General features: G+C 59.9%; 16 protein-coding genes. 9 read left to right on the top strand and 7 right to left on the bottom strand.

Translation table 11 applies throughout. The features are described from left to right. The first annotated feature begins 18 nt into the window (after positions 1–18). The 3 genes from V6Z53_RS22110 to V6Z53_RS22100 all read left to right on the top strand — a co-directional run bounded on the left by V6Z53_RS22110 (position 19) and on the right by V6Z53_RS22100 (position 3,046). Complete coding sequence (locus V6Z53_RS22110; protein ID WP_338581768.1) at positions 19–1,071, top strand: DUF2235 domain-containing protein; 1,053 nt, start codon at positions 19–21, stop codon at positions 1,069–1,071. Between the two features lie 263 nt (positions 1,072–1,334). Then, on the top strand, positions 1,335–2,444 hold the full coding sequence (locus tag V6Z53_RS22105; protein WP_338581767.1) for a DUF3616 domain-containing protein: 1,110 nt from the start codon (positions 1,335–1,337) through the stop codon (positions 2,442–2,444). Between the two features lie 29 nt (positions 2,445–2,473). Continuing rightward, positions 2,474–3,046, top strand: coding sequence for a peptidoglycan recognition family protein (locus V6Z53_RS22100; protein ID WP_338581766.1), 573 nt, complete (start codon positions 2,474–2,476; stop codon positions 3,044–3,046). Positions 3,047–3,152: 106 nt separating this feature from the next. On the opposite strand, the gene V6Z53_RS22095 is transcribed toward V6Z53_RS22100, so the two are convergent. Beyond that, entirely contained in the window at positions 3,153–6,572 is a 3,420-nt protein-coding gene (locus V6Z53_RS22095; protein WP_338581765.1) for a multicopper oxidase domain-containing protein, read from the bottom strand. Positions 6,573–6,888: 316 nt separating this feature from the next. Between V6Z53_RS22095 and V6Z53_RS22090 the strand changes: the two genes are divergently transcribed. From V6Z53_RS22090 to V6Z53_RS22080, 3 genes are all read left to right on the top strand, one after another. Next, positions 6,889–7,398 (top strand): sigma-70 family RNA polymerase sigma factor, encoded by a 510-nt coding sequence (locus V6Z53_RS22090; RefSeq protein WP_338581764.1) that lies wholly within the window; start codon positions 6,889–6,891, stop codon positions 7,396–7,398. Between the two features lie 3 nt (positions 7,399–7,401). Beyond that, positions 7,402–8,355: a FecR domain-containing protein gene (locus V6Z53_RS22085; RefSeq protein WP_338581763.1), complete on the top strand. Its 954-nt coding sequence runs from the start codon at positions 7,402–7,404 to the stop codon at positions 8,353–8,355. Positions 8,356–8,474: 119 nt separating this feature from the next. Continuing rightward, a complete protein-coding gene (locus V6Z53_RS22080) occupies positions 8,475–10,964 on the top strand; it encodes a TonB-dependent siderophore receptor (protein WP_338581762.1) in 2,490 nt (829 codons plus the stop codon). A 174-nt stretch (positions 10,965–11,138) separates the two neighbouring features. Here V6Z53_RS22080 and paoC read toward each other — a convergent pair whose 3' ends face one another. Genes paoC through paoA form a run of 3 tightly spaced genes read right to left on the bottom strand, consistent with a single transcriptional unit; the run spans position 11,139 to position 14,910 of the window. Then, positions 11,139–13,337 carry an aldehyde oxidoreductase molybdenum-binding subunit PaoC gene (gene paoC, locus V6Z53_RS22075; protein WP_338581761.1) on the bottom strand — a complete coding sequence of 733 codons (2,199 nt, stop codon included), beginning with the start codon at positions 13,335–13,337 and terminating at the stop codon, positions 11,139–11,141. After that, positions 13,334–14,290 carry a xanthine dehydrogenase family protein subunit M gene (locus V6Z53_RS22070; protein WP_338581760.1) on the bottom strand — a complete coding sequence of 319 codons (957 nt, stop codon included), beginning with the start codon at positions 14,288–14,290 and terminating at the stop codon, positions 13,334–13,336. The genes paoC and V6Z53_RS22070 overlap by 4 nt, the downstream gene beginning before the upstream one ends. Next, positions 14,287–14,910 carry an aldehyde dehydrogenase iron-sulfur subunit PaoA gene (gene paoA / locus V6Z53_RS22065; protein WP_338581759.1) on the bottom strand — a complete coding sequence of 208 codons (624 nt, stop codon included), beginning with the start codon at positions 14,908–14,910 and terminating at the stop codon, positions 14,287–14,289. The genes V6Z53_RS22070 and paoA overlap by 4 nt, the downstream gene beginning before the upstream one ends. 206 nt (positions 14,911–15,116) lie before the next feature. Here paoA and V6Z53_RS22060 point away from each other — a divergent pair, with 206 nt between their 5' ends. Then, complete coding sequence (locus tag V6Z53_RS22060) at positions 15,117–15,839, top strand: GNAT family N-acetyltransferase (protein ID WP_338581758.1); 723 nt, start codon at positions 15,117–15,119, stop codon at positions 15,837–15,839. Positions 15,840–15,953: 114 nt separating this feature from the next. Here the strand turns inward: V6Z53_RS22060 and V6Z53_RS22055 are convergent, their stop codons facing one another. Then, on the bottom strand, positions 15,954–16,394 hold the full coding sequence (locus tag V6Z53_RS22055) for a hotdog fold domain-containing protein (protein ID WP_338581756.1): 441 nt from the start codon (positions 16,392–16,394) through the stop codon (positions 15,954–15,956). Between the two features lie 143 nt (positions 16,395–16,537). On the opposite strand from V6Z53_RS22055, the gene V6Z53_RS22050 reads away from it, so the two are divergent. Then, a complete protein-coding gene (locus V6Z53_RS22050; protein ID WP_338581755.1) occupies positions 16,538–17,179 on the top strand; it encodes a TetR/AcrR family transcriptional regulator in 642 nt (213 codons plus the stop codon). 228 nt (positions 17,180–17,407) lie between these two features. Here the strand turns inward: V6Z53_RS22050 and V6Z53_RS22045 are convergent, their stop codons facing one another. Beyond that, entirely contained in the window at positions 17,408–18,538 is a 1,131-nt protein-coding gene (locus V6Z53_RS22045) for a P1 family peptidase (RefSeq protein WP_338581754.1), read from the bottom strand. A 162-nt stretch (positions 18,539–18,700) separates the two neighbouring features. Continuing rightward, positions 18,701–19,804: an extracellular solute-binding protein gene (locus V6Z53_RS22040; RefSeq protein WP_338581753.1), complete on the bottom strand. Its 1,104-nt coding sequence runs from the start codon at positions 19,802–19,804 to the stop codon at positions 18,701–18,703. A gap of 110 nt (positions 19,805–19,914) precedes the next feature. On the opposite strand from V6Z53_RS22040, the gene V6Z53_RS22035 reads away from it, so the two are divergent. Next, complete coding sequence (locus V6Z53_RS22035; protein ID WP_338581752.1) at positions 19,915–20,688, top strand: helix-turn-helix transcriptional regulator; 774 nt, start codon at positions 19,915–19,917, stop codon at positions 20,686–20,688. The last annotated feature ends 44 nt before the right edge of the window (positions 20,689–20,732 follow it).

Here is a 20,732-nt window from a genome sequence, read left to right as displayed (position 1 = left end):
ATTTGAAGGGAGATGAACATGCCAAAAAAAATCATCGTCGCATTCGATGGCACCTGGAACTTGCCTGATCAGGCGCCGGAGATCGATGGCGACGCCAGCACCAATGTGGTCAAGCTCCATGACGCGATCCTGTCCAGTCAGAAGGACGGGACGGTGCAGAAGAAAATCTATGTCACCGGCGTGGGCACCGACTGGTACGACAAACTCGAGGGTGGGGCGTTCGGGGTCGGCCTGTCGAAGAAAATCAAGGAAGGCTACGTCGCGTTGGCCAAAAGCTACGAAGAGGGCGATCAGGTTTTCATTTTCGGTTTCAGTCGCGGGGCCTATTCCGCACGAAGCCTGGTGGGGCTGATCCGCAATGTCGGGTTGCTGACGAAAAAGCACATCGACCGTATCGATGAGGCCTACACCTTGTACCGCACCCGCGATTCAAGCGCGGATACAGAGAACGCCCGGTTCTTCCGCGAGAGTTACTCCCGGGAAATCGACATCCACTTTCTGGGTATCTGGGACACGGTCGGTGCGCTGGGTGTGCCGTTCAAATCAGCTGAGTGGTTCAACCACAAATACTACGAATTTCACGACACTGAACTCAGCGGGATCGTACGCAATGCCTTCCATGCCATCGCCATTGATGAACATCGGGCCAATTACGAATGCACACTGTGGGACCCGATTGCCAAGCCGAATCAGGTGATGGAGCAGGTCTGGTTTTGCGGCGCGCATGCCAATGTGGGGGGCGGTTACGCCGATAACAATCTGTCGGATGTTCCGCTGCGGTGGATGGCCAATAAAGCCATGGATTGCGGGCTGGAACTGAACCCGAAGAAGCTCCCCCGACAGTCAAACGCACTGTCCGACATCACTGACTCCTACAAAGACTTCCTCGGTGGTACTTACCGATTGTTGAACGCGCGCTATTTCCGGCCTATCGGCAAGACACCATTCGGCCAAGAGTGTTTCGATGACAGCGTGCAGCAACGGGTGGTCGCTTCGGGAACGTATCGGCCGAAAAATCATGTGGATGTGTATTTGGCGGGGACTTACAGGCCGGTGAATAAGATCGGGTGATTTAAACCCATTATGGGAGCGAGCTCGCTCCCATAGCGGCCGGATATTCAGTAAAGCGATTATTGACTTCAGTTCAGGTGCGGTAGTTGAGTGGGTTGTATAGTGTTGTTGGGTTTAAATATTATTCCAAAACAGCCTGATATTTACTTGTTGTGTAAGCTCCGGATCGGGTGCGCGAATCTATAGTGTTCGTCTGTGTGTTGTAAGCTGTTTTCATTGTTGTATTCCATTCTCTTGCGGATATTTATCTGAAGGTGGCTCGTATGAGTTGTATAGGGAAAGTGTTACTCAAGTTTGACAGTCAATTTGATGTGAATGAAAAAAAGAAGCTACGTGATGGATTATCAGCGGTGTTGCAGATCGACCAGACGCTTTGGCTCGCCAATGATGAAACGCTGAGCCTGGAGCGGCTTACCGTGACGAGTCAGGCAGCGGTTGGTGAGTTGATTTATGCGGGGCATCAGCAGTTTGCGCTGAACGAACTGCTGGATCTGCCCTCTCCGCCAACGTCGCCGCAAGAGTTCGAAGAGGCTGATATAGAAGGGCTCGCCTATGACGAGGCCGAACATTATCTGTGGTTGATTGGTTCCCATAGCTTGAAACGCAAGCAAGCAGACGCCGGAAAAACGGACAGAGAGAATATCGAACGTCTCAGCAAAGTGAGCAATGACGGGAATCGTTACCTATTGGCCCGGATTCCAGTGGTGGAAGAAGGCGGTACCTTGCAACTTGTGCGCACGGCTACGGATTCGCAAAGAACCGCCGCACTGTTGCGCGGGGAACAGTCGTTGAATGCGCTGACCAAAGCGCTCAAGCATGATGAACACCTGCGTGACTTTTTTGCCATTCCTGGTAAGGACAACGGTTTTGATATCGAAGGCCTGGCTGTTGCCGGCAAGCGGCTTTTTATTGGCTTGCGTGGGCCGGTATTAAGAGGGTGGGCCATCATCCTTGAAATTGAGCCGAGAATAGATGAACACGATAGTTACTCAATGAACCTGGCGAATATTGGCGAGGATTGTCACCTGTATAACAAGCACTTCCTTCAACTGGATGGCTTGGGAATCCGCGATCTGTGCGTGGACGGAAATGATCTGCTGATTCTTGCCGGACCCACCATGGATCTTGATGGCCCGGTAACGGTCAGTCGTTGGGTAAATGGCGTGCAAACGACAGGCGATAGTGTGGTCCCCAGAGAAAATCTCGTAAAAGTCCTGGATGTCCCATTTGGCCAAAGAGGTGACCATGGTGAAGGCATGACACTTTTCTCGGCGGGCGATGGCTCCGGATCACAGTTGCTTTTGGTGTATGACTCCCCTCTGGGGCGTGGAAGTGGCGGTAGTGTGGAGGCAGATATTTTCGGCCTGAAATAGTCAGATTTGGCAGTGCAGTAGGAGGCTTTATGGCGACCCCAAAGCAACCCTTGTGGACAGAATTGAAGGCGACTTACATAAACTCAGGTCGTACTGGCATTTTAGGTATTGTTCTGCATGATACGGCCGGTAGCGGCAAGCACAACGATACTCTGTATCTCCAAAACCCACAGGATGGGCGAAAGGTGAGTACAGACTTCACCGTTGAACGAGATGGTTCGATATGGAAACTGAATCCTGACTTGCCCAAGTATTATTGCAATCATGCGGGCAGGGCGACGCAATGGCGAACCTACAAGAATGCTGCCGTTAATCGAGTCACTCTGGGTATTGAAATCGTTCAAAGCAGCAAGCTTGCCTTAACTCCCTTGTACCCCGATGAGCAGGTTAGATCTGTTGCGAGTCTTTGCGCCTGGATCACTTCTGCTTTCGGACTTACAGCATCTGATATTACAACCCATCGGCAAATCATCACGGATGGATCGCGTTCAGATCCCCGGAAATTTCCATTCGATGATGAACTTGGCTTTTGGCACTATTACTGGGATGCGTATGGTAAGTCTGACAACTTTATAGCTTCACTTGCGGGGCACAACGGGTGATTTATAGCTGAAACGGGTTTTAGTTATCAGAGTCTGGCTACGAACATGCTTTAAGGGCCAACGCCCGGTCCACATTGCATGAACCGGGCGTCAATCATTTAACCCATCACTTCGCCGTTATCGGCACTGTCACCGCCTGCCCGAAGGCCGAGCGTATGGTCGCGGTCGGGCTCGGTGTCGGGCCGGCGCCGGTGGTGCTGACCGACACTCTCCAGCGCGCTCCGGTGCCGGTTGGCGTGAGGATCGCGTTGCCGAGGCTGAGCGGGCCGGCGGTGGTGGACACGGTCACGGTCAGCGTATTGCCGGTGCCGCGTGACGTAGTACCCGCCAGGTCCCAGGTGTAGCGGCTGTTGCTACGGGAGGTGACCGAGGCGCTGGTGACCGCCAGGTCTTCGTCGACCGCCGCCCCTGTGACCGCCACGGAGACCGTTGCCGGTTCCGAGACCGCGTTCTTGGCGTCGCTGGCCTGATAGGTGAAGGTCGCGGTGAACGGCGCCGTGACGGTGGCCGGTGGCGTGTAGATCACGCGGACGCCGTCGGTGCTGACCGTGCCCTGACCGGAGTCCGGTTGCGCCAGACCGACCACTTTCAACGGCACGTTGCCATCCGGATCAGTGTCGTTGGCCAGGACGTTGATGGTCACCGGCTGGCCATTGTTGCTGGCGGCACTGTCGGCGTTGGCAATCGGTTTCTTGTTCTGGCCTTCGTTGTCGTCATCGTCGTCATCATTACCGTTGCCATCGCCATTGCGGAAGGTCGGCAGTGCGGCGGAGTTGACGTAGGTGACACCGTCCCAACCCGGCAGCGGCGTTGGCATCAACTGGAACTGCCCTGGATGCTCGATATCCCAACGCAGCAGCATCGAAGAGTCCTCGTGCTGAGTGTTGTGGCAGTGCTCCATGTAGGTCCCGGCGAACTCGCGGAAGTGAATCGCCATTTCCACATCGACTGAACTGTCGATGCCTTCGCCGATGCGATACACGTCCTTGCGTGCCCATTTTTCCCATTCCGGTGGCGCCTTGCCGTCGCGGCTGAGGACGATGCCTTCCTCGAAATGCACGTGTACCGGGTGATTCCAGCCGTTGCCGCCGTTCTTGATTTTCCACACTTCCAGCGTACCGTCGCCGACGTAGCCGCCATCGGTCGGGCCGTTGGCCAGTTGCGGGGCCGCGTTGAGCCGGCGAGGGTCCATGCTGTAGCCGAAACCGCCGTCAGTCTTGATGGTCCACGGCGCTTCATCAGTGCCGTCGGAGCGGCCGAAAATGAACTCGCGGTGCCGTGCCAGTTTGAGCTTGGCCTGGACCTGCGGATCGTCACGGTTGAGGGTCAGCGGGATCATGGTTTTGCCGGCGGCTTTACCCGGTTTGGCGGGTTCATAGTCGGCGGGGTTCATGCTGACATCCGTGCCGGTGTAGGGCTGCACGATCATTTGCATGAACTTGCCGACCACCGGGTCGCCTTTGTCCCACTCCGGACCTTTGCTGCCTTGCTTGATCACCGCTTTGTACTTCTCGGACAGCACGTCAGCCAGGCTCAGGCCGTTTTTCTCCGGACCCTTGCCGGTCTTGTGTTCCATCAGGTTGACAAAGTACAGCTTGTCGCCGGTCTTGATCCCGTTTTTTGCGAAGTTGACGATGATGTCGTAGCGTTCGGCGATGCCTTGGGTCGGCAGGATCGCGTTGTGGTTCTGCTTATCGCCGTCGCCGTCCAGATCCAAGCTGCCGTCGAACGGTATGGCGTGTTCCATGAGGTTGCCGTCGTTGCCGATCATGTGGAATGGCACGCGGGTATAAGACACGTTGGAACCTGCCGGCCCTGGATATTCGCCACTGTTGCCGGCGACTTCACGCACCAGTGCGATCCGGAAGTAGCGCGACACCGAGCCGTTGAGAATGCGGAATCGATAGCTGCGCGCCCGCACTTTCAGGCGCGGTTCGTACTGCCAGTTGACCAGGATCTGGTCGCCGAGAAAGCCGTCGGTGTTGAACGGGTTGAACCACAGTTGACCATTGCCGTCCCAGGCCTTGTCGGCCACCACCAGGTTGACGTCGTAGTCGCGGTTACCCCAAGGCAGCGCCGAACCGCTGGGCAGGCGCAGGTTGACGCCGTCTTCCAGCGCTTCGTTGCCACGGTCGAGGGCGCTGTAGTAGTTCATCATCACCGCGTTGCCCTTGTAGACGTTTTGCGCGGTGAAATCGAGCATGTGGTCGTGGAACCAGTGGGTGCTCATGGTTTCGCGCCAGTCGCCACGGATCTTGATGCTGCCGTTGTCGCAGGTCTTGAGGCCCGGGTTGGCATCGTTGACGAACAGGGTTTCGCCCGGCGCGCAGGGGAACGCCGCGCGCGGGTCATGGGCGTCGGTGTTGATGGTGTCGTAACCGGCCAGTTGCAGCGGCCAGCGATAGTCGTAGTACTGGCCCGGAAAGAAGAACGCGTTGGTGTAGCCGTCGCTTTCAGCCGGGGAGTGGCCGTTGTGTTCGTGGGTGCTGATGGTGTGCAGGCCAAAACCCATGTTGGCCGCCGGGTCGATCGGCAGCGCGTTGTAGTGCCGCATCAGCACTGGTTGACCGTAACGCACCATCAGCAGTTTTGGCGGAAAGGTGCCGTCGAAGGTCCACAGCGCGTTGTGATTCTGTATCGGAAAATTGGGGTGGAAACGAGTGTCGATACCTTTGGTCGTGCCTGTCGTGGTCGGGATGTCCGAGGTCTGGTAGTACAGCCCGCCAGGCCCGAATTCACCGACGGCATAGTTGTGCAGTTGCCGCCGATCGCGCATGCCGCCGTTGAGTTTTGCGCCCGCTTGCACGGTCTTGAAGGCGACCTGCGGGTAGAACTCGTTCCAGCGTTGATGCGACCAACCCTTTCCTGGTGGGCGCCCCTCGGCCGGCGAGCCGACCGGGTGGCGGTTGAGGAAGGCTTCGATTTGCGCTTTCCACGGGTTGCGGTCCAGTACGTTGGAGAACTGTGACGGAAACGGGTACAACCCGGGTTGACGCATGAAGGCTTCCAGCGCCGTGGCGGACGGTCCGCTGCGGGCGACGTTGTCCGGGTCCTGTTGTGGCAACGGACCGACAGAGGGCACCGGGAATGTCAGCGGCGGTGCCGGAAGGGTAGGGTCGAGTTTTTCCGTACCGAATTCTTCGAACAGCAATAATTGCTGGGTGTACGGTAGCGCCCCGAACAACGGGCTGGGTTTGCCGTTGGTGGGGTAATTGAACGAGGTCTGCAGACTCGGCGGCAGCACGTTTTCTGCGCGCGGTGAGTTGCGGTCGCCGTACACGCCGTTGGGATAGGCGATCGCGCCCTGGTTGGCTTCGGGCATGCCTTTCAATGCCTCGAGCGCGGCTGCGGCAGCTACCGGATCAGCGGGCAGAGGGTAGTAGGCCGAGGGGTCTGTTGGTGGTGGCTCGTTGACGTCGTCGAGCGGTACGGCGTTGGCCGTGGCCAACGTCATGAGCATCGCAGAGGCCACGCCGGACCTGCGCAGACAAACCATCGGGTTGAACGGTGGTGTTGCACGTTTCATTTTTTTCCCCTCGCGTCATGCCAAATCGGCGAAACCCGCCATCCCGTTCTGGAACGACAGCTGCTGCGGTAATGGGGGAAGTGCAACTGTTGGGCCATCATCTGGCCGGAAGAAAAAAGTGCTAATGAATTAGTAAGTTGTTTCAGAGTGTTTCTGCACGCTTACAGAAACGGGTGGGGCATATTCCGCGCTTACGGGGGAAATCCCCTTATTTCATTGGGTTACTTTCACCAATGCTGGGGTGGTCTTGCCAAAGTGTGTTGGCTTGGAAGAAAATGAGAGTCATTATCAAATAAATTTGTTTCGGGCCTTTTCCATGTCCTCCGCCGACCTCTCGCTGCAACACGCCGTGCACACGCTTTACGAGGAACACCACAGTTGGCTGTGTGGCTGGCTGCGTAAACGTCTCGGCTGCAACCACAACGCGGCGGATCTGGCCCAGGACACCTTCATTCGCGTCCTCACTCAACGCAAGGTCCAGGAGTTGCGCGAGCCCCGCGCCTACCTCAGCACCATCGCCCGCAGCCTGATGATCGACATGTTCCGCCGACGAGCGCTGGAGCAGGCCTATCTGGAAACCTTGGCCAACGCTCCAGAGCCGGTGGCGGTCTCGCCGGAAACCCGTTCGCTGATCATCGAAACCCTGATGGAAATCGATCGCTTGCTGGACGGCCTGGGTGAGCGAACCCGCGAGATTTTCCTGTTGGCCCAGCTCGATGGCCTGAGCTATGTCGAGATCGGCCGGCGCCTGAATGTCTCGGTGACCACAGTCAAGAAGCACGCGGTGCGCGCCCTGACGCACTGCCTGTTGCTGATCGAGGACTGAGCCGTGGCCCAAGCACAACCGCTGGACTACGCGACCCTCGAAGCCGCCGCGCGCTGGTATGTCGACTTGCGCGGCGAGGTGCCGGACGAGGCCGTTCGCGAAGCGCATCGGCGTTGGCTGGATCGAGACCCTCGGCACGTGCAGGCGTGGGAGCGTCTGTCGCGCTTGCAGGACAAACTCGGGCAAGTCACTCCCGCCGTCGCTCGTCCGACCCTGGCCAGTGCCCGCGCCAAACGCCGCGATGTGCTCAAGGTCTTGTCGATTCTGTTGATGGCGGGCGGGGCAGGGACACTGGCCTGGAACACCACGTCACTGCCGACCTTGATGGCCGACCAACGCACCGGCACTGGCGAGCGTCGCCGTGTGCGGCTCGACGATGGCAGCCAGTTGCAACTCAACACGGCAACGGCGGTGGACATTCGCTACAGCGATACCCTGCGCGAAATCCGTTTGCTCGAAGGTGAAATCCAGATTGAAACGGCGCTCGACGCGTTGGCGCGACCCTTTGTGGTCCACACCGCCGAAGGCAGCATCCGCGCCCTGGGCACCCGTTTTGTCGTACGGCGCGATGCGGAGCAAAGCCTGGTCAGCGTGCAGGAGCATGCGGTCGAGGTGCGCTGCGCCGATCTATCCGGCCCTGCGGTGCGCGTCGATGCCGGCCAGCAATTGAGCTTTCGCCGCGACGCCATCGACGCCGTGCAGCGGGCCGCCCCGCAAGCGGATGCCTGGACCCGGGACATGCTGGTGGTCAATGACTGGCGCCTGGGTGATTTTGTCCGCGAACTGCAACGTTATCGTCCCGGCCATCTGGGGTGTGAGCCGGCGGTGGCGGCGCTACGGATTTCCGGCGCGTTTCATCTGGGCAGCACCGACACGGTCCTCGACAACCTGACTTCGACCTTGCCTGTGCGCATACGTCGCTTCAGCCGGTTTTGGACCCGTGTGGAGCCGGTCTGAGTGATTGATCAAAAAAAATCTTCGCGGGGGTTATTGATTTCGATTCTCGTTCGACTTGGTAGTTAGAGGCGCACATAGACGCCGCCATTTACTGCCACTAACGGGCGAAAGGACACCGCATGACCCCTCGCAATTCGCAACTGAACATTTCTTCCCTCCAGCCATCCGTCAGACCCTTGAGCCGCGCCGTGCATGCCGCACTGCTCGGTATGGCGCTGGTCGCCCCGTTGGGCATGGCGGTGGTGGCGCAACCGGCCTGGGCGCAAACCACGGGCGAAACCGAATTCGACATTCCGGCCGGTCCCCTGGGCTCGGCATTGATCCAGTTCGCCGGCACCGCCGGAGTCACCGTTTCCTTCGAACCGACCTCCGCCAACGGCCAGCAAACGGCGGGACTGCAGGGTCGTTATTCGGTGGATGCCGGTCTGCGCCAGTTGCTGGCGGGGAGCAAACTCGAAGCGGTGCGTCACGACAACGGCAGCTATTCGCTATTGCCGATCGTAGGGGCGGGTGCGGCGATTCAGTTGGGTGCCACCAGCATTTCGGGGGTTGCCGTGGAGTCGGCCTACGGTCCGGTGGACGGTTACGTCGCGACCCGCAGCGCGACCGGGACCAAGACCGATACGCCGATCCTGGAAATCCCGCAGACCATCAACGTGGTCACCGCCGACCAGGTCGAAGCCCAGGGTGCGCGTAACCTGACCCAGGCCCTGCGTTACACGCCGGGGCTGAACACCAGCGGCTACACCGACCGCAACTCGATTGCCGATGAAATCACCAGCCGTGGTTTCGCGCCGACGCCGCTGTATCTCGATGGCGCCTACATTCCTTACGCGGGCAGCCTCGGTGGCGCGCCGCAAATCGACCCGTACACCCTGGAGCGCATCGAAGTGCTCAAGGGGCCGTCGTCGGTACTCTACGGGCAGAACCAGCCGGGTGGCCTGATCAACATGGTCTCCAAGCGCCCAACCACCGAGCAGCGCAGCCAGATCAAACTGGGGGCGGGCAGTTACGACCGGGTCAACGGCGCCTTCGACACCAGCGGCCCGATCGATGAACAGAAACAGTTCACCTATCGCCTGATCGGCGTCGCCAACAAGGGTGGCGAACAAGTCGAGCACAACAGCAGTGAACGCATGCTGCTGGCGCCGAGCCTGACCTGGGCGCCGACCGAGGACACCTTCCTGACCTTGCTGGCGCAGGTCCAGCGCGATGACGGCGTACCGGATTATCAGTCGCTGCCACGGATCGGCTCGCTGGATCGTGGTCCCAACGGCGAACGAATCAACCGCGACTTCTTTTCCGGCGACACCAATTTCAACGACTACAAGCGTGACCAATACGTCTTCGGCTACGACTTCAGCCACAACATCACTGATGACTTGAAGTACCGCTCTACCGCGCGTTACACCGACGTGCGTGACCGCTACAAGGGCTTCTACCTGCGTAGCTTCGTCACCGATGATGCCGGCGTGACCGATTTCACCCGGGCCAACCGCGCCAAGATCGACTGGCGCCAGCACAACATCGCCTACACCATCGATAACAACCTGGAATACAAATTCAACACCGGCGCCCTGGAACACACCACGCTGGCGGGCGTGGACTATCGGCATTTCACCCGAAAGTACGACGGCTACAACGCCAGCAACGTGTTGCCGGTCGACCTGTATGGCAAGAACAACTACGACACCAGCAGCGTGATGCCGACACTGACCACCAAGTGGGACAACACCCTGCGCCAGACCGGCGTGTACCTGCAGGACCAGATCAAACTGGACCAGTGGATCCTGACCATCGGCGGTCGTCAGGACTGGGCGGAAATCGACAACAAGGACTTGCTCGCGTCGACCCGTGAATCCAAGCGCGATAACAAGTTCACCGGACGCGTCGGCCTGACCTACGTCACCGATTTCGGCCTGGCGCCGTATGTCAGCTACTCGGAATCCTTCCTGCCGACACTGGGCACTGCCGCTCCCGAGCGTGGCGGCAAGGCCTTCGAACCGACTGAAGGTCAGCAGTACGAAGTCGGCGTGAAGTACCAGCCGTTCGAGAAGACCCTGATCACCGCGTCGGTGTATGAGATCAAGCAGAAGAACGTACTGACCGGCGACGATGACTATCCGGAATACATGTCCCAAGGCGGCGAAGTGCGCTCGCGCGGCGTCGAGCTGGAAGTCAAATCCAGTATCGACAACGTCGACGTCCTGGCCGCCGCCAGCTACATGGACTCGTTCTACACCAAGGACAGCTGGGGCAACGAGGACAATCGCAACGAAGCGCAATCGCCAGTGTCGGCATCGTTGTGGGTCGACTATCACTTCACCCAGGCCACCCTCAATGGCCTGACGTTCGGTGCCGGCGCGCGCTACACCGGACGCAAACCGGGTGATGCGGCCAACTCGTTCGACGTGCCGTCGTGGGTCGTCTACGACGCCACCGTCAGCTACGACATGGGCAAACTCGACCCGAGCCTGCGCGGTTTGCAAACTCGCCTGAACGTGCAGAACATCTTCGATCGCGAGTACGTGTCGGACTGCAACTACTCGTTCGGTTGCTACTACGGGCAGGAGCGGGTGGCGTCGGTCGATATGACTTACGACTTCTAATCTCCGCCGAAGCTACTGACGCCATCGCGAGCAGGCTCACTCCCACAGTCGATCCGAGTTCAACCAAGCAATCCGGTCTCCTGTGGGAGCGGGCTTGCCCGCGATGGGGCCGCAAACCCGGTACAAAATCAACTGACTCACCCAATACCGCAGAGCGACTGACGCGGTGCCAAGTCAAATCATCTGCGGCAATTTATCGAGCATTTTGTCCAGCGTGATCGGGTAGTCCCGCACCCGAATGCCCGTCGCGTTGTAAACGGCATTGGCAATTGCCGCACTGACCCCGCAAATACCCAGCTCACCCACGCCCTTGGCTTTCATTGGCGATGAAACCGGATCGGTCTCGTCGAGGAAAATGACTTCCTGATGCGGGATGTCGGCGTGCACCGGCACCTCGTACCCGGCCAGGTCGTGGTTGACGAAAAAGCCCTGGCGCTTGTCGACCGCCAATTCTTCCATCAATGCCGCGCCGACGCCCATGGTCATGGCGCCGATCACCTGGCTGCGTGCCGAGGTCGGATTGAGGATGCGCCCGGCGGCACATACCGCGAGCATCCGCCGCACGCGGGTTTCGCCAGTGGCGCTGTCCACGGCGACTTCGACAAAGTGCGCGCCGAAGGTCGACTGCTGGAATTTTTTGCTTAGCTCGGCAAACTCGATCGAATCCTCGGCCACCAACTCTCCGGCTTGCGCGGCCTCTTGCAGCGGCACGCGTTTATCGCCGGAACGGACTTCTCCTTCTGCGAACGTCGCATCGTCCAGGTTCACGGCAAGGCGTTGCGCAACGGCTTCACGAAGTTTGATGCAAGCCGCATAGACGCCAGCGGTCGAACAGTTGCCACCGAACTGGCCACCGGAGCCGGCCGACACCGGAAAGCTCGAATCGCCCAGGCGCACCACGACCTTGTCGAGGCTGACACCCATCATCTCCGCTGCGGTCTGGGCAATGATGGTGTAGCTGCCGGTGCCGATATCGGTCATGTCGGTTTCGACGGTGACTATGCCTTGATCATTGAGCCGCACGCGAGCGCCGGATTTCACCAGCAGGTTGTTGCGAAAAGCGACGCCCATGCCCATGCCAATCAGCCAACGGCCCTCGCGTTGCGTACCCGGTTGCGCGTGACGTTTGCTCCAGCCGAAACGCTCGGCTCCGGTGCGCAGGCATTCGATCAAGTGGCGTTGTGAGAAGGGGCGTTGCGGATTGACCGGATCGACCTGGGTGTCGTTGAGGATGCGAAACTCCACCGGGTCGAGCTTCAACTTTTCCGCCATTTCGTCCATGGCAATTTCCAAAGCCATCATCCCCGGCGCTTCGCCCGGCGCACGCATGGCGTTGCCTTCCGGCAGATCAAGGGTCGACAGACGCATGGTCACCCGACGGTTTTCCCCGGCGTACAGCAACTTGCTGGGTTGCGAGGCCAGTTCCACTTTGCCGTCGGGCAAGCCCCCGTTCCAGCCTTCGTGGGCCATGGCGGTGATCTTGCCATCGGCGGTGGCACCGATGCGGATGCGCTGGATGGTGGCGGGGCGGTGGGTCGAGTTGTTGAACATCAGTGGGCGCGCGAGCGCGACTTTCACTGGTCTGCCGGCCATACGGGCACCGAGCGCGGCCAGCACCGCGTCGGAACGGATGAACAGCTTGCCGCCGAAACCGCCGCCAATGTAGGGCGAAATCAGCCGCACATCCTGCTTCGGTATACCAAGGGTTGTCGCCAGATCGGTGACGGACCAGTCGATCATCTGATTGGAGGTCCACAAGGTCAGCTTGTCGCCGTCCCACGCCGCCATTGAAGCGAACGGCTCCATCATCGCGTGGGCCTGATCGGGCGTGGTGTAGGTCGCATCCAGTTGCACCGGTGCAGCGGCAAAAGCACCTTCGAAATCACCATGCACGGTGTCGGGCATCTGATCCTTGGCTTCTTTGCCCGAATCGCGAGTGGCCGCGAGGTCGAACACGCCCTCGGCACGTACGTAGTTGACGTTGACCAACTCGGCGGCGGCCCGTGCCTGTTCGAAAGTTTCCGCCACCACCAGAGCGACGGCCTGGTGGTAATGCTGGATGTCCGGCCCGGCGAGCAATTTCGCGGTGTTGTATTTGCCTTTGCCGAGCTTGCCGGCGTTGGCTGCGGTGACAATGGTGAGTACCCCCGGCGAAGCCTGGGCGATTTCAAGGTCCATGGAGGCGATGCGACCCTTGGCGATGGCCGAACCGATCACCACGCCATAGGCCTGATTCGGTACGACGTCGTGATGCTCGTAGGCGTAATGCGCCGTGCCGGTGGTTTTCAGCGGGCCTTCGATACGGGTGGTGGCCTTGCCGACGACCTGCATTTGATCGATGGGGTTGGTGGTGGCTGGCGTGTCGAATTTCATGCGTGCTCCCTCGCTTGGGCCATCACCGCAGCGAGCGTGCGCTCGACCAGAGTCAGTTTGAAGGCGTTTTCGTGGGTGGGTGTCGCACCGGCGAGCAGCTTTTCGGTCAGTGCTTTCGCACCTTGTGGCATGGCCGACTCAGCGCTCTCGACGCGCCATGGCTTAGACGCCACGCCGCCCAGAGCGACCCGGCCACTGCCATCCTTCTGAAGGATCGCGCCAACTGAAATGAGGGCGAATGCATAAGACGACCGATCCCGGACCTTCTGATAAATGTGTGTGCCGCCAATTGGCGCCGGCAAGGTCACGGCGGTAATCAATTCATGGGCCGTCAGTGTGGTTTCATTATTCGGCGTGGTGCCGGGCAAACGATGCAGGTCGGCAATCGGAATGGCGCGTGTGCTGCCGTCAGGTTTTATCGTTTCGACTTGAGCATCGAGCGCGCGCATTGCCACGGCCATGTCGCTGGGGTGGGTGGCGATGCAGGCGTTGCTGACACCGATGATGCCGAGCTGCCGACTGACGCCGTCAATGGCTGCGCAGCCGCTGCCGGGCTGGCGTTTGTTGCAGGCCTGATGAGTGTCGTAAAAGTACGGGCAGCGGGTGCGTTGCAGCAGGTTGCCTGCGGTGGTGGCGACATTTCGCAACTGCCCGGAGGCGCCGGCGAGCAGGGCGCGTGCGAGCAAACCGTAGTCTTTGCGGATGCGCGGGTCGGCAGCGAGGTCGGTGTTTCTGACCAGAGCGCCGATGCGCAGGCCGCCTTCGGACGTGGTTTCGATGCGGTCCAGGCCAATGCCGTTGACGTCGATCAGGTGCGTAGGCGTTTCGATGTCGAGCTTCATCAGGTCAAGCAGATTGGTACCGCCGGCGATGAACCGCGAATCGCTGACCTGTGCGGCCAGTGCCGCCGCCTCGCTCGGGGATTTGGCGCGTATGTAGGTAAAGGGTCTCATGCGCTGGCCTCCGCGACTTCGCTGATCGCTTCGATGATGTTGGAGTACGCCCCGCAACGGCAGATGTTGCCGCTCATGCGTTCCTGGATTTCACTGGCGATCAGCTTCGGTGGCTCGGTCAGGCTGGGGCTGGCATGGCTGGGAATGCCGTCGCGGATTTCCCCCAGCACCGCGACTGCCGAGCAGATCTGCCCCGGCGTGCAGTAACCGCATTGATAGCCGTCGTGCTTGATGAACGCGGCCTGCATGGGGTGCAGCTGTTGCGGGGTGCCGAGGCCTTCGATAGTGGTGATCTTCGAGCCCTCATGCATCACGGCCAGGGTCAGGCACGAATTGATCCGCCGACCATTGGCGATCACCGTGCAGGCGCCACATTGGCCGTGGTCGCAGCCTTTCTTGGTGCCGGTCAGATGCAGGTTTTCGCGTAGGGCATCGAGCAGGGTGGTGCGGGTATCGAGGTCAAGGGCGCATTCTTTGTCATTCACCCAGATCTTCACCGCGGCTTTGATCGGCCGCGCGGCATTGGCGGCGGATGCCCGTGCAGAAATGAACGGCGGCAGCGCCACGCTGGCCGCTGTCACCGCACCAACAATCAAGAAAGTGCGTCGGGAAATCGTCATCAGGTCATTTCCTTTGCGTAATTTTTGCGTGCAGTGCCCTTTGGCACCTTTGCAGCCCTCATCTATAAGAGTGACCATTGAATTGATGAAAATGTTTATTCTTTTTTCGGCTATAGAGTCATGTGCCTGGTTCATGAATCCAGCAAAGAGCCGGAACGCGTTAAGATGGGCAGCCCACGCAAACCGTCCCGGAGCCCACGCCCGCAATGCCCCAGATCACGCACTTCAAAACCCCGTGCCCCGAGCACATCAATAGCCAGATCCTGCAGATGGTGGTCGACAACCTGACCGACATCAGCATGGTCGCGATTCCGCCGAGCAACCTGCTGTACAACGTCTACCAGTACGCGATCGGCTATGAGGTGCACCTGTATCTGGAAGCGCTGAACGGGGCGAAAGGGATTGATGTGGAGTTGATTGTCGCCACCGATCTGGATGATCCGGAACAAGTCATCGGTTTCTTGCTGTACCTGCCGGTCAAGGACGATCCCGAGGCCTGCGGCGTGGCGTACATGGCGGTTCGAACTGAACATCGGCGCCAAGGCGTTGCGCGCCGGATGTTGCGGGAAATGGTCGGTCGCTATCCCCATGCCGAGCTGACTTGCGCTGTGGCCAAGGTGCCGTATTTCGAAGCGATGGGTTTCCAGGTGGTGGGCGTGCGCGCGACTCAGGTGCTGATGAACACCCGCGATCACGGCAGCGACGGCTTGATGGCGTTGCTGGATGTGGCGCCGATCTACAGCTCGCTGGAGGTGCGACAGATTCACACGTACCTGCTGCAAAAACACGGCAAACGGGCGATGGTCGACGCGGAGAAACAGCGGGACCGACATCTGGATCAGTTGACGCACAAGGCCAATGAGTTTGTGCGTGGGCGATTGGGTGACGACGCGGTGCCGGCCAGTGGTCCGCGACTTCGGTTGGTCTGACCGCACCGCAATTCCCCTGTAGGAGTGAGCCTGCTCGCGATAGCGGTCTTACATTCAACACATGTGTTGACTGGTCTGGCCCCATCGCGAGCAGGCTCGCTCCCACATTGGGATTCAGGCCAACTTCACATTCATCGTAATCCGCGCCGTAAACACCTTCTTGCCTTCCACATCGTGAATGTCCACCGGCACGATCTTGTCGCCTTCAGTGCTCCAGTCCACCGCCTCGCCATCAGCCACCGCCGTCACATCGGTTTTGGCCTTGGCCAGGTATTCAACCGTCATGCCTTTCGGAATCCAGCGCGCACCGGCGGGGATGGACACGTCGGTCATCATCCCGGCGGCCAGCTCGGCGGCATTGCACATCGCAATCGCATGCACGGTGCCCAAATGGTTGGTGATCTCTTTGGCAAACGGTACCCGCACGGTGGCCGAGTTTGGGCGCAAGTCCTTGACCAGCGGGTTGATGGTGGAGAAGTAAGGCGCGACCTGACAGGCCATTTTGCTGAACGCTTCCGGGCCTGCGCTGTTGAACATGCTGAGGAACTGACTCATGTTGAAGCCTCTTCAAGGGATTGGTTTACGGAATACTGTTCCGTTACAGAATATTGTTCTGTTGCGGAACAGTATTCTGTCGACGCGAAATCTGTCAACCTGACGCCAGCCTCCACCATCGATTTTTTTGGACCGCATCCCGCATGGAAACTGCTGACCTACTCGAACGCTGCTACCCCGGCCGACGCGCCGAACTCAAGCGCGACATCTTTCGTAAGGCCCTCAAACTGTTCAACGAGCAGGGCATCGAGGCCACGACCATCGAGATGATTCGCGCCGAATGCGACACCAGCGTCGGCGCGATCTACCACCACTTCGGCAACAAGGAAGGGCTGGTGGCCGCGTTGTTTTTCACCGCGCTGGATGATCAGGCCCGATTGCGCGACAGCTATCTCGCCGAGGCGCAGACCACCCAAGCGGGCGTGCAGGCGTTGGTGCACAGCTACGTGGATTGGGTCGATAGCCAGCCCGAGTGGGCGCGGTTCCAGTATCACGCGCGATTTGCCGTGACCAAGGGACCGCTCAAGGACGAACTCGCCACCCGCAACAAGGCGCGCAACAAGCTGCTTCTGGAGTGGCTGTTCGAGCCCGAGCGCCAAGAGCAATTGGCGGGGGTTCCGGCTGAGTTGATGTTGTCGCTGATCATCGGCCAGGCCGACAGCTACTGCCGCGCCTGGTTGTCGGGGCGGGTCAAGGGCAGCCCGAAGGTCTATCGGGAATTCTTGGCGGAGGCAGCGTGGCGGTCGGTCGCTGCTGCCGAAACCAATGAAGACCCTCCACAATGAAACAGGGTGATTTTCAAAAGGTTAAAAAAGAGCCTCAAAGCTCTTTGATGGGGAGAAAGTGGAGCCTTTGAGGCTCAAGATGCGCATGAAGCAGGCGGTGAGCTTGATAGGGGTTCAATGCACTCACCACCTACGCAACGGCTTGGGCAAGCAAGCGGCTGCGCAGTTTCATCGTAGAAAGGTGGGGGTTTGCACTCAAGTACCGCTAGTCGCGTCCCCCCACAAATGTCAGCTTCTACGCTGGTGCTCACCCGACCAACCGGCCTGATTCAAGGCTTTGAGCAGCGTCTCGGCATCCAGCCCCGACACCGCGTGCCCGTTACCTTCCGTCGTTTCGGCGGCGAGCAGGGCGTTGATGATGGCTTCTTCCACCGCTTCGGTGGCCGCCAGGAACAATTCGCTGATGTGATCGTTATTGACCATGCTCAGGTTGCCGGTGGTCGGCGCTTTTTTGCTTTCATAGGCCGCTGGCGGCACGTGGTCGTTACCGGTGGCGAAGGCGATGAAAATGTCGCCGCTGTGGTCCTCATTGCCGCCGCCGGTACGGGCCAGACCGAGGCTGGCGCGTTGTGCCAGACGCGTGCATTGATGCGGCAGCAACGGCGCATCGGTGGCCAGGCAAACCACGATCGAGCCCATGCCCGGATGCGGCAACGAGGCCCTGAGAAACGGCGAGTCGACCTGTTCCATGTAGCGCCCGACCGGGTAGCCATCGACGCGCAATTCGTTGCGGATGCCATGGTTGGCCTGGACGATGGCGCCGACGGTCCAGCCGCCCTGGGCAGCGCTCAGCCGTCGCGACGCAGTACCGATGCCGCCCTTGAACTCATGGCAGATCATGCCGCTGCCACCGCCAACGTTGCCTTCAGCCACCGGACCGCCCACCGCTGAATGCACGGCTTCGGCCACATGCTCAGGTTTGACGTGAAACCCGTTAATGTCGTTGAGCAAACCGTCGTAGGTCTCCAGCACCACCGGCATGTTCCAGTAGAGTCGCCCGTCGTCCGGTTGCTGCTCACGGTCCACGGCGATCAGCGCATCACGCACCACGCCCAGGCTGTGGGTGTTGGTGAAGGCAATCGGGCTGGTCAGCAGACCGGCCTCGCGAATCCACTCAAGACCGGTGGCGTCGCCGTTGCCGTTGAGCACATGCACCCCGGCAAAACACGGTTGCTGGCTGGTGGAACCGACACGGGGTTCGATCACGGTGACGCCGCTCAGGATGTCGCGGCCGTTGGCGGTGCGACCGCGCACATTGCTGTGACCGACCCGTACGCCGGGTACGTCGGTGATGGCGTTGAGCGGGCCGGGCTGCAGTTGGCCGAACTGGATGTTCAGGTCGCGGGCACGTGGTTTCATTGGTTTTCTCATCTTCAAGTTCTTGGAAAAAAAAGGACGTGGTTATCACAATTCTCCTGTGGGAGCGGGCTTCCTCGCGAATGCGGTATGTCAGGTAAAGGAGATGTCGACTGACACACCGCATTCGCGAGCAAGCCCGCTCCCACAGGGACGGCGGTGGGCTTACTGACCGTTCTTGACCTTGCTCCAGATCCGCGTCCGCACCCGCTCGGTCGCCGGCGGCAATGGCTGCAAGGTGAACAACGTGGCCAGCGCTTCAGCCGACGGGTAAACGGCCGGATTGTTGCGGGTCGCCTCAGCCACCAGCGCCGTCGCGTTGCGGTTGCCGTTGGGGTAGTTGAGGTGATTGCTGACCGGGGCGATGACTTCTGCGCGCATCAGGTAATCGATGAAGGCCAGGCCCTGTTGCGGATGCGGCGCGTCCTTGAGCAACACCAGCGTGTCGAACCACACCGGCGCGCCTTCCTTGGGCAGGCTGTAGGCGATCTTCACGCCGTTGCCGGCCTGTTCGGCGGTGGCCTTGGCTTCCAGCATCGCGCCGGACCAGCCGACCGCTACGCAGATGTTGCCGTTGGACAGGTCGCTGATGAATTTTGACGAGTTGAAGTAGGCGATGTGCGGGCGCAACTTGAGCAGCAGCGCTTCGGCCTTCTTGTAATCCTCGGGGTTGGTGCTGTTGGGCGGCAGGCCCAGGTAGTGCAGGGCGACCGGCAGCATCTCGGAGGGCGAATCAAGCATCGCCACGCCGCATTCGCCGAGCTTGGCCAGGTTCTCTTCCTTGAACACCAGGTCCCAGGAATCCACCGGCGCCTTGTCGCCGAGCACCGCGCGCACTTTGTCGATGTTGTAGCCGATGCCGTTGGTGCCCCACAGGTACGGCACGGCGTACTGGTTGCCCGGATCGTTGTTGGCCAGTTTCGCCAGCAGCTCAGTGTCCATGTTCTTGAAATCCGGCATCTCGGCGCGGGGCAGCGGGGCGAGGGCGCCGGCCTTGATCAGCGTCGGCAAACTGAAATTGCTGGCCACCACCACGTCGTAGCCGCTGCGACTGGTCAGCAGTTTGCCTTCCAGGACTTCGGCGCTGTCGAACGTGTCGTAGACCGGCTGGATACCGGTGTCACGCTTGAAGTCATGCAGGGTGTTCGGGCCGATGTAGTCATACCAGTTGTAGACGTGAACGGTCGGGCTCTCAGTGGCAACCGCCGACAGCGAAACCGCCAGACAGGCACCAAACCCCAGATTGAAATACGAGCGGTGACCACTCATGATGCGGCACTCCTGGCCTGCTGCGGCCGGTGATGTTCAGGAGCTTGCAGCGTATCGACCGGGGTGGCCGTTACCCATTCCCATCATGGGTTACTCGAAAGGGGTAGTGCGTGGACGCGTTGTTGAAAGAGTTGCCGCTGCACCAGGGGCTGGCGCGGGTGTTTGGCGTATTGGGCGAAGACGGGTTCTGGCGCGCACTGGTCGACACCCTGCGCTTGCTGGTGCCGCTGGACAACGCCCTGGTCGCGGTGATGCGACCGGGTCGAGTGCCGCGCCTGCTGATCGATTTCGACGCCAAGGGCAGCGGCGACGAGCACGAAGAACTGGCGGACTACCGCGCCGGCATGTACCTGCTCGACCCGTTTTATCTGGCTGTATGTGCCGGTATCAATGACGGTTTGCATAGCCTCGATTCCGTGGCCCCGGACCAGTTCCAGCAGAGCGAGTACTACCTCAGTTACTTCCGTTCGGTGGTCGGTGGTGACGAGTTGCAGTTCATGCTCAACATTGACGGCGCAGTGCTCGGTCTGTCCCTGGGACGCTCGACGCGCTTCAGTCTCGAAGAACAGGGCCGTCTGTTGTGCGTGCGCGACTGGGTGCTGGCCGCCATGCGCCGACACGTGCAATTGCTGCCACCGGAAGGACCGGTCGCTGAAGCGGTGGCCGGTGATCTGGCAACCCTTTTGGACCGTTTCGACGCACGCCTGTCAGTGCGCGAAATCGAAACGGCGCGGCTGATTCTGCAGGGCTTTTCCAGCAAGGCCATCGCCCAGAAAATGGGCATTTCCCCGGAGACGGTGAAGGTGCATCGACGCAATCTCTACCACAAGCTCAATGTGAACGGGCATGGGGAGTTGTTTGCGTTGGTGCTCAACCCGCGCTGAACTGCTCGACAAGATGTTCCGAATATTCGAACGAGTAGCCTGAA

The organism is Pseudomonas sp. MAG733B (assembly GCF_036884845.1).
GTDB lineage: Bacteria > Pseudomonadota > Gammaproteobacteria > Pseudomonadales > Pseudomonadaceae > Aquipseudomonas.
The sequence above is the reverse complement of the archived record's forward strand: the minus strand, read 5'-3'. Positions and strand labels throughout refer to the sequence as shown.

Excerpts from the sequence above, each read along its gene's own strand:
- V6Z53_RS22090 (WP_338581764.1), top strand. The coding sequence starts at position 6,889 with ATGTCCTCCGCCGACCTCTCGCTGCAACACGCCGTGCACACGCTTTAC.
- V6Z53_RS22060 (WP_338581758.1), top strand. The coding sequence starts at position 15,117 with ATGCCCCAGATCACGCACTTCAAAACCCCGTGCCCCGAGCACATCAAT.
- V6Z53_RS22045 (WP_338581754.1), bottom strand. The coding sequence starts at position 18,538 with ATGAAACCACGTGCCCGCGACCTGAACATCCAGTTCGGCCAACTGCAG.
- V6Z53_RS22105 (WP_338581767.1), top strand. The coding sequence starts at position 1,335 with ATGAGTTGTATAGGGAAAGTGTTACTCAAGTTTGACAGTCAATTTGAT.
- paoC (WP_338581761.1), bottom strand. The coding sequence starts at position 13,337 with ATGAAATTCGACACGCCAGCCACCACCAACCCCATCGATCAAATGCAG.
- V6Z53_RS22055 (WP_338581756.1), bottom strand. The coding sequence starts at position 16,394 with ATGAGTCAGTTCCTCAGCATGTTCAACAGCGCAGGCCCGGAAGCGTTC.
- V6Z53_RS22100 (WP_338581766.1), top strand. The coding sequence starts at position 2,474 with ATGGCGACCCCAAAGCAACCCTTGTGGACAGAATTGAAGGCGACTTAC.
- V6Z53_RS22110 (WP_338581768.1), top strand. The coding sequence starts at position 19 with ATGCCAAAAAAAATCATCGTCGCATTCGATGGCACCTGGAACTTGCCT.
- V6Z53_RS22080 (WP_338581762.1), top strand. The coding sequence starts at position 8,475 with ATGACCCCTCGCAATTCGCAACTGAACATTTCTTCCCTCCAGCCATCC.
- V6Z53_RS22040 (WP_338581753.1), bottom strand. The coding sequence starts at position 19,804 with ATGAGTGGTCACCGCTCGTATTTCAATCTGGGGTTTGGTGCCTGTCTG.
- V6Z53_RS22095 (WP_338581765.1), bottom strand. The coding sequence starts at position 6,572 with ATGAAACGTGCAACACCACCGTTCAACCCGATGGTTTGTCTGCGCAGG.
- V6Z53_RS22050 (WP_338581755.1), top strand. The coding sequence starts at position 16,538 with ATGGAAACTGCTGACCTACTCGAACGCTGCTACCCCGGCCGACGCGCC.
- paoA (WP_338581759.1), bottom strand. The coding sequence starts at position 14,910 with ATGACGATTTCCCGACGCACTTTCTTGATTGTTGGTGCGGTGACAGCG.
- V6Z53_RS22070 (WP_338581760.1), bottom strand. The coding sequence starts at position 14,290 with ATGAGACCCTTTACCTACATACGCGCCAAATCCCCGAGCGAGGCGGCG.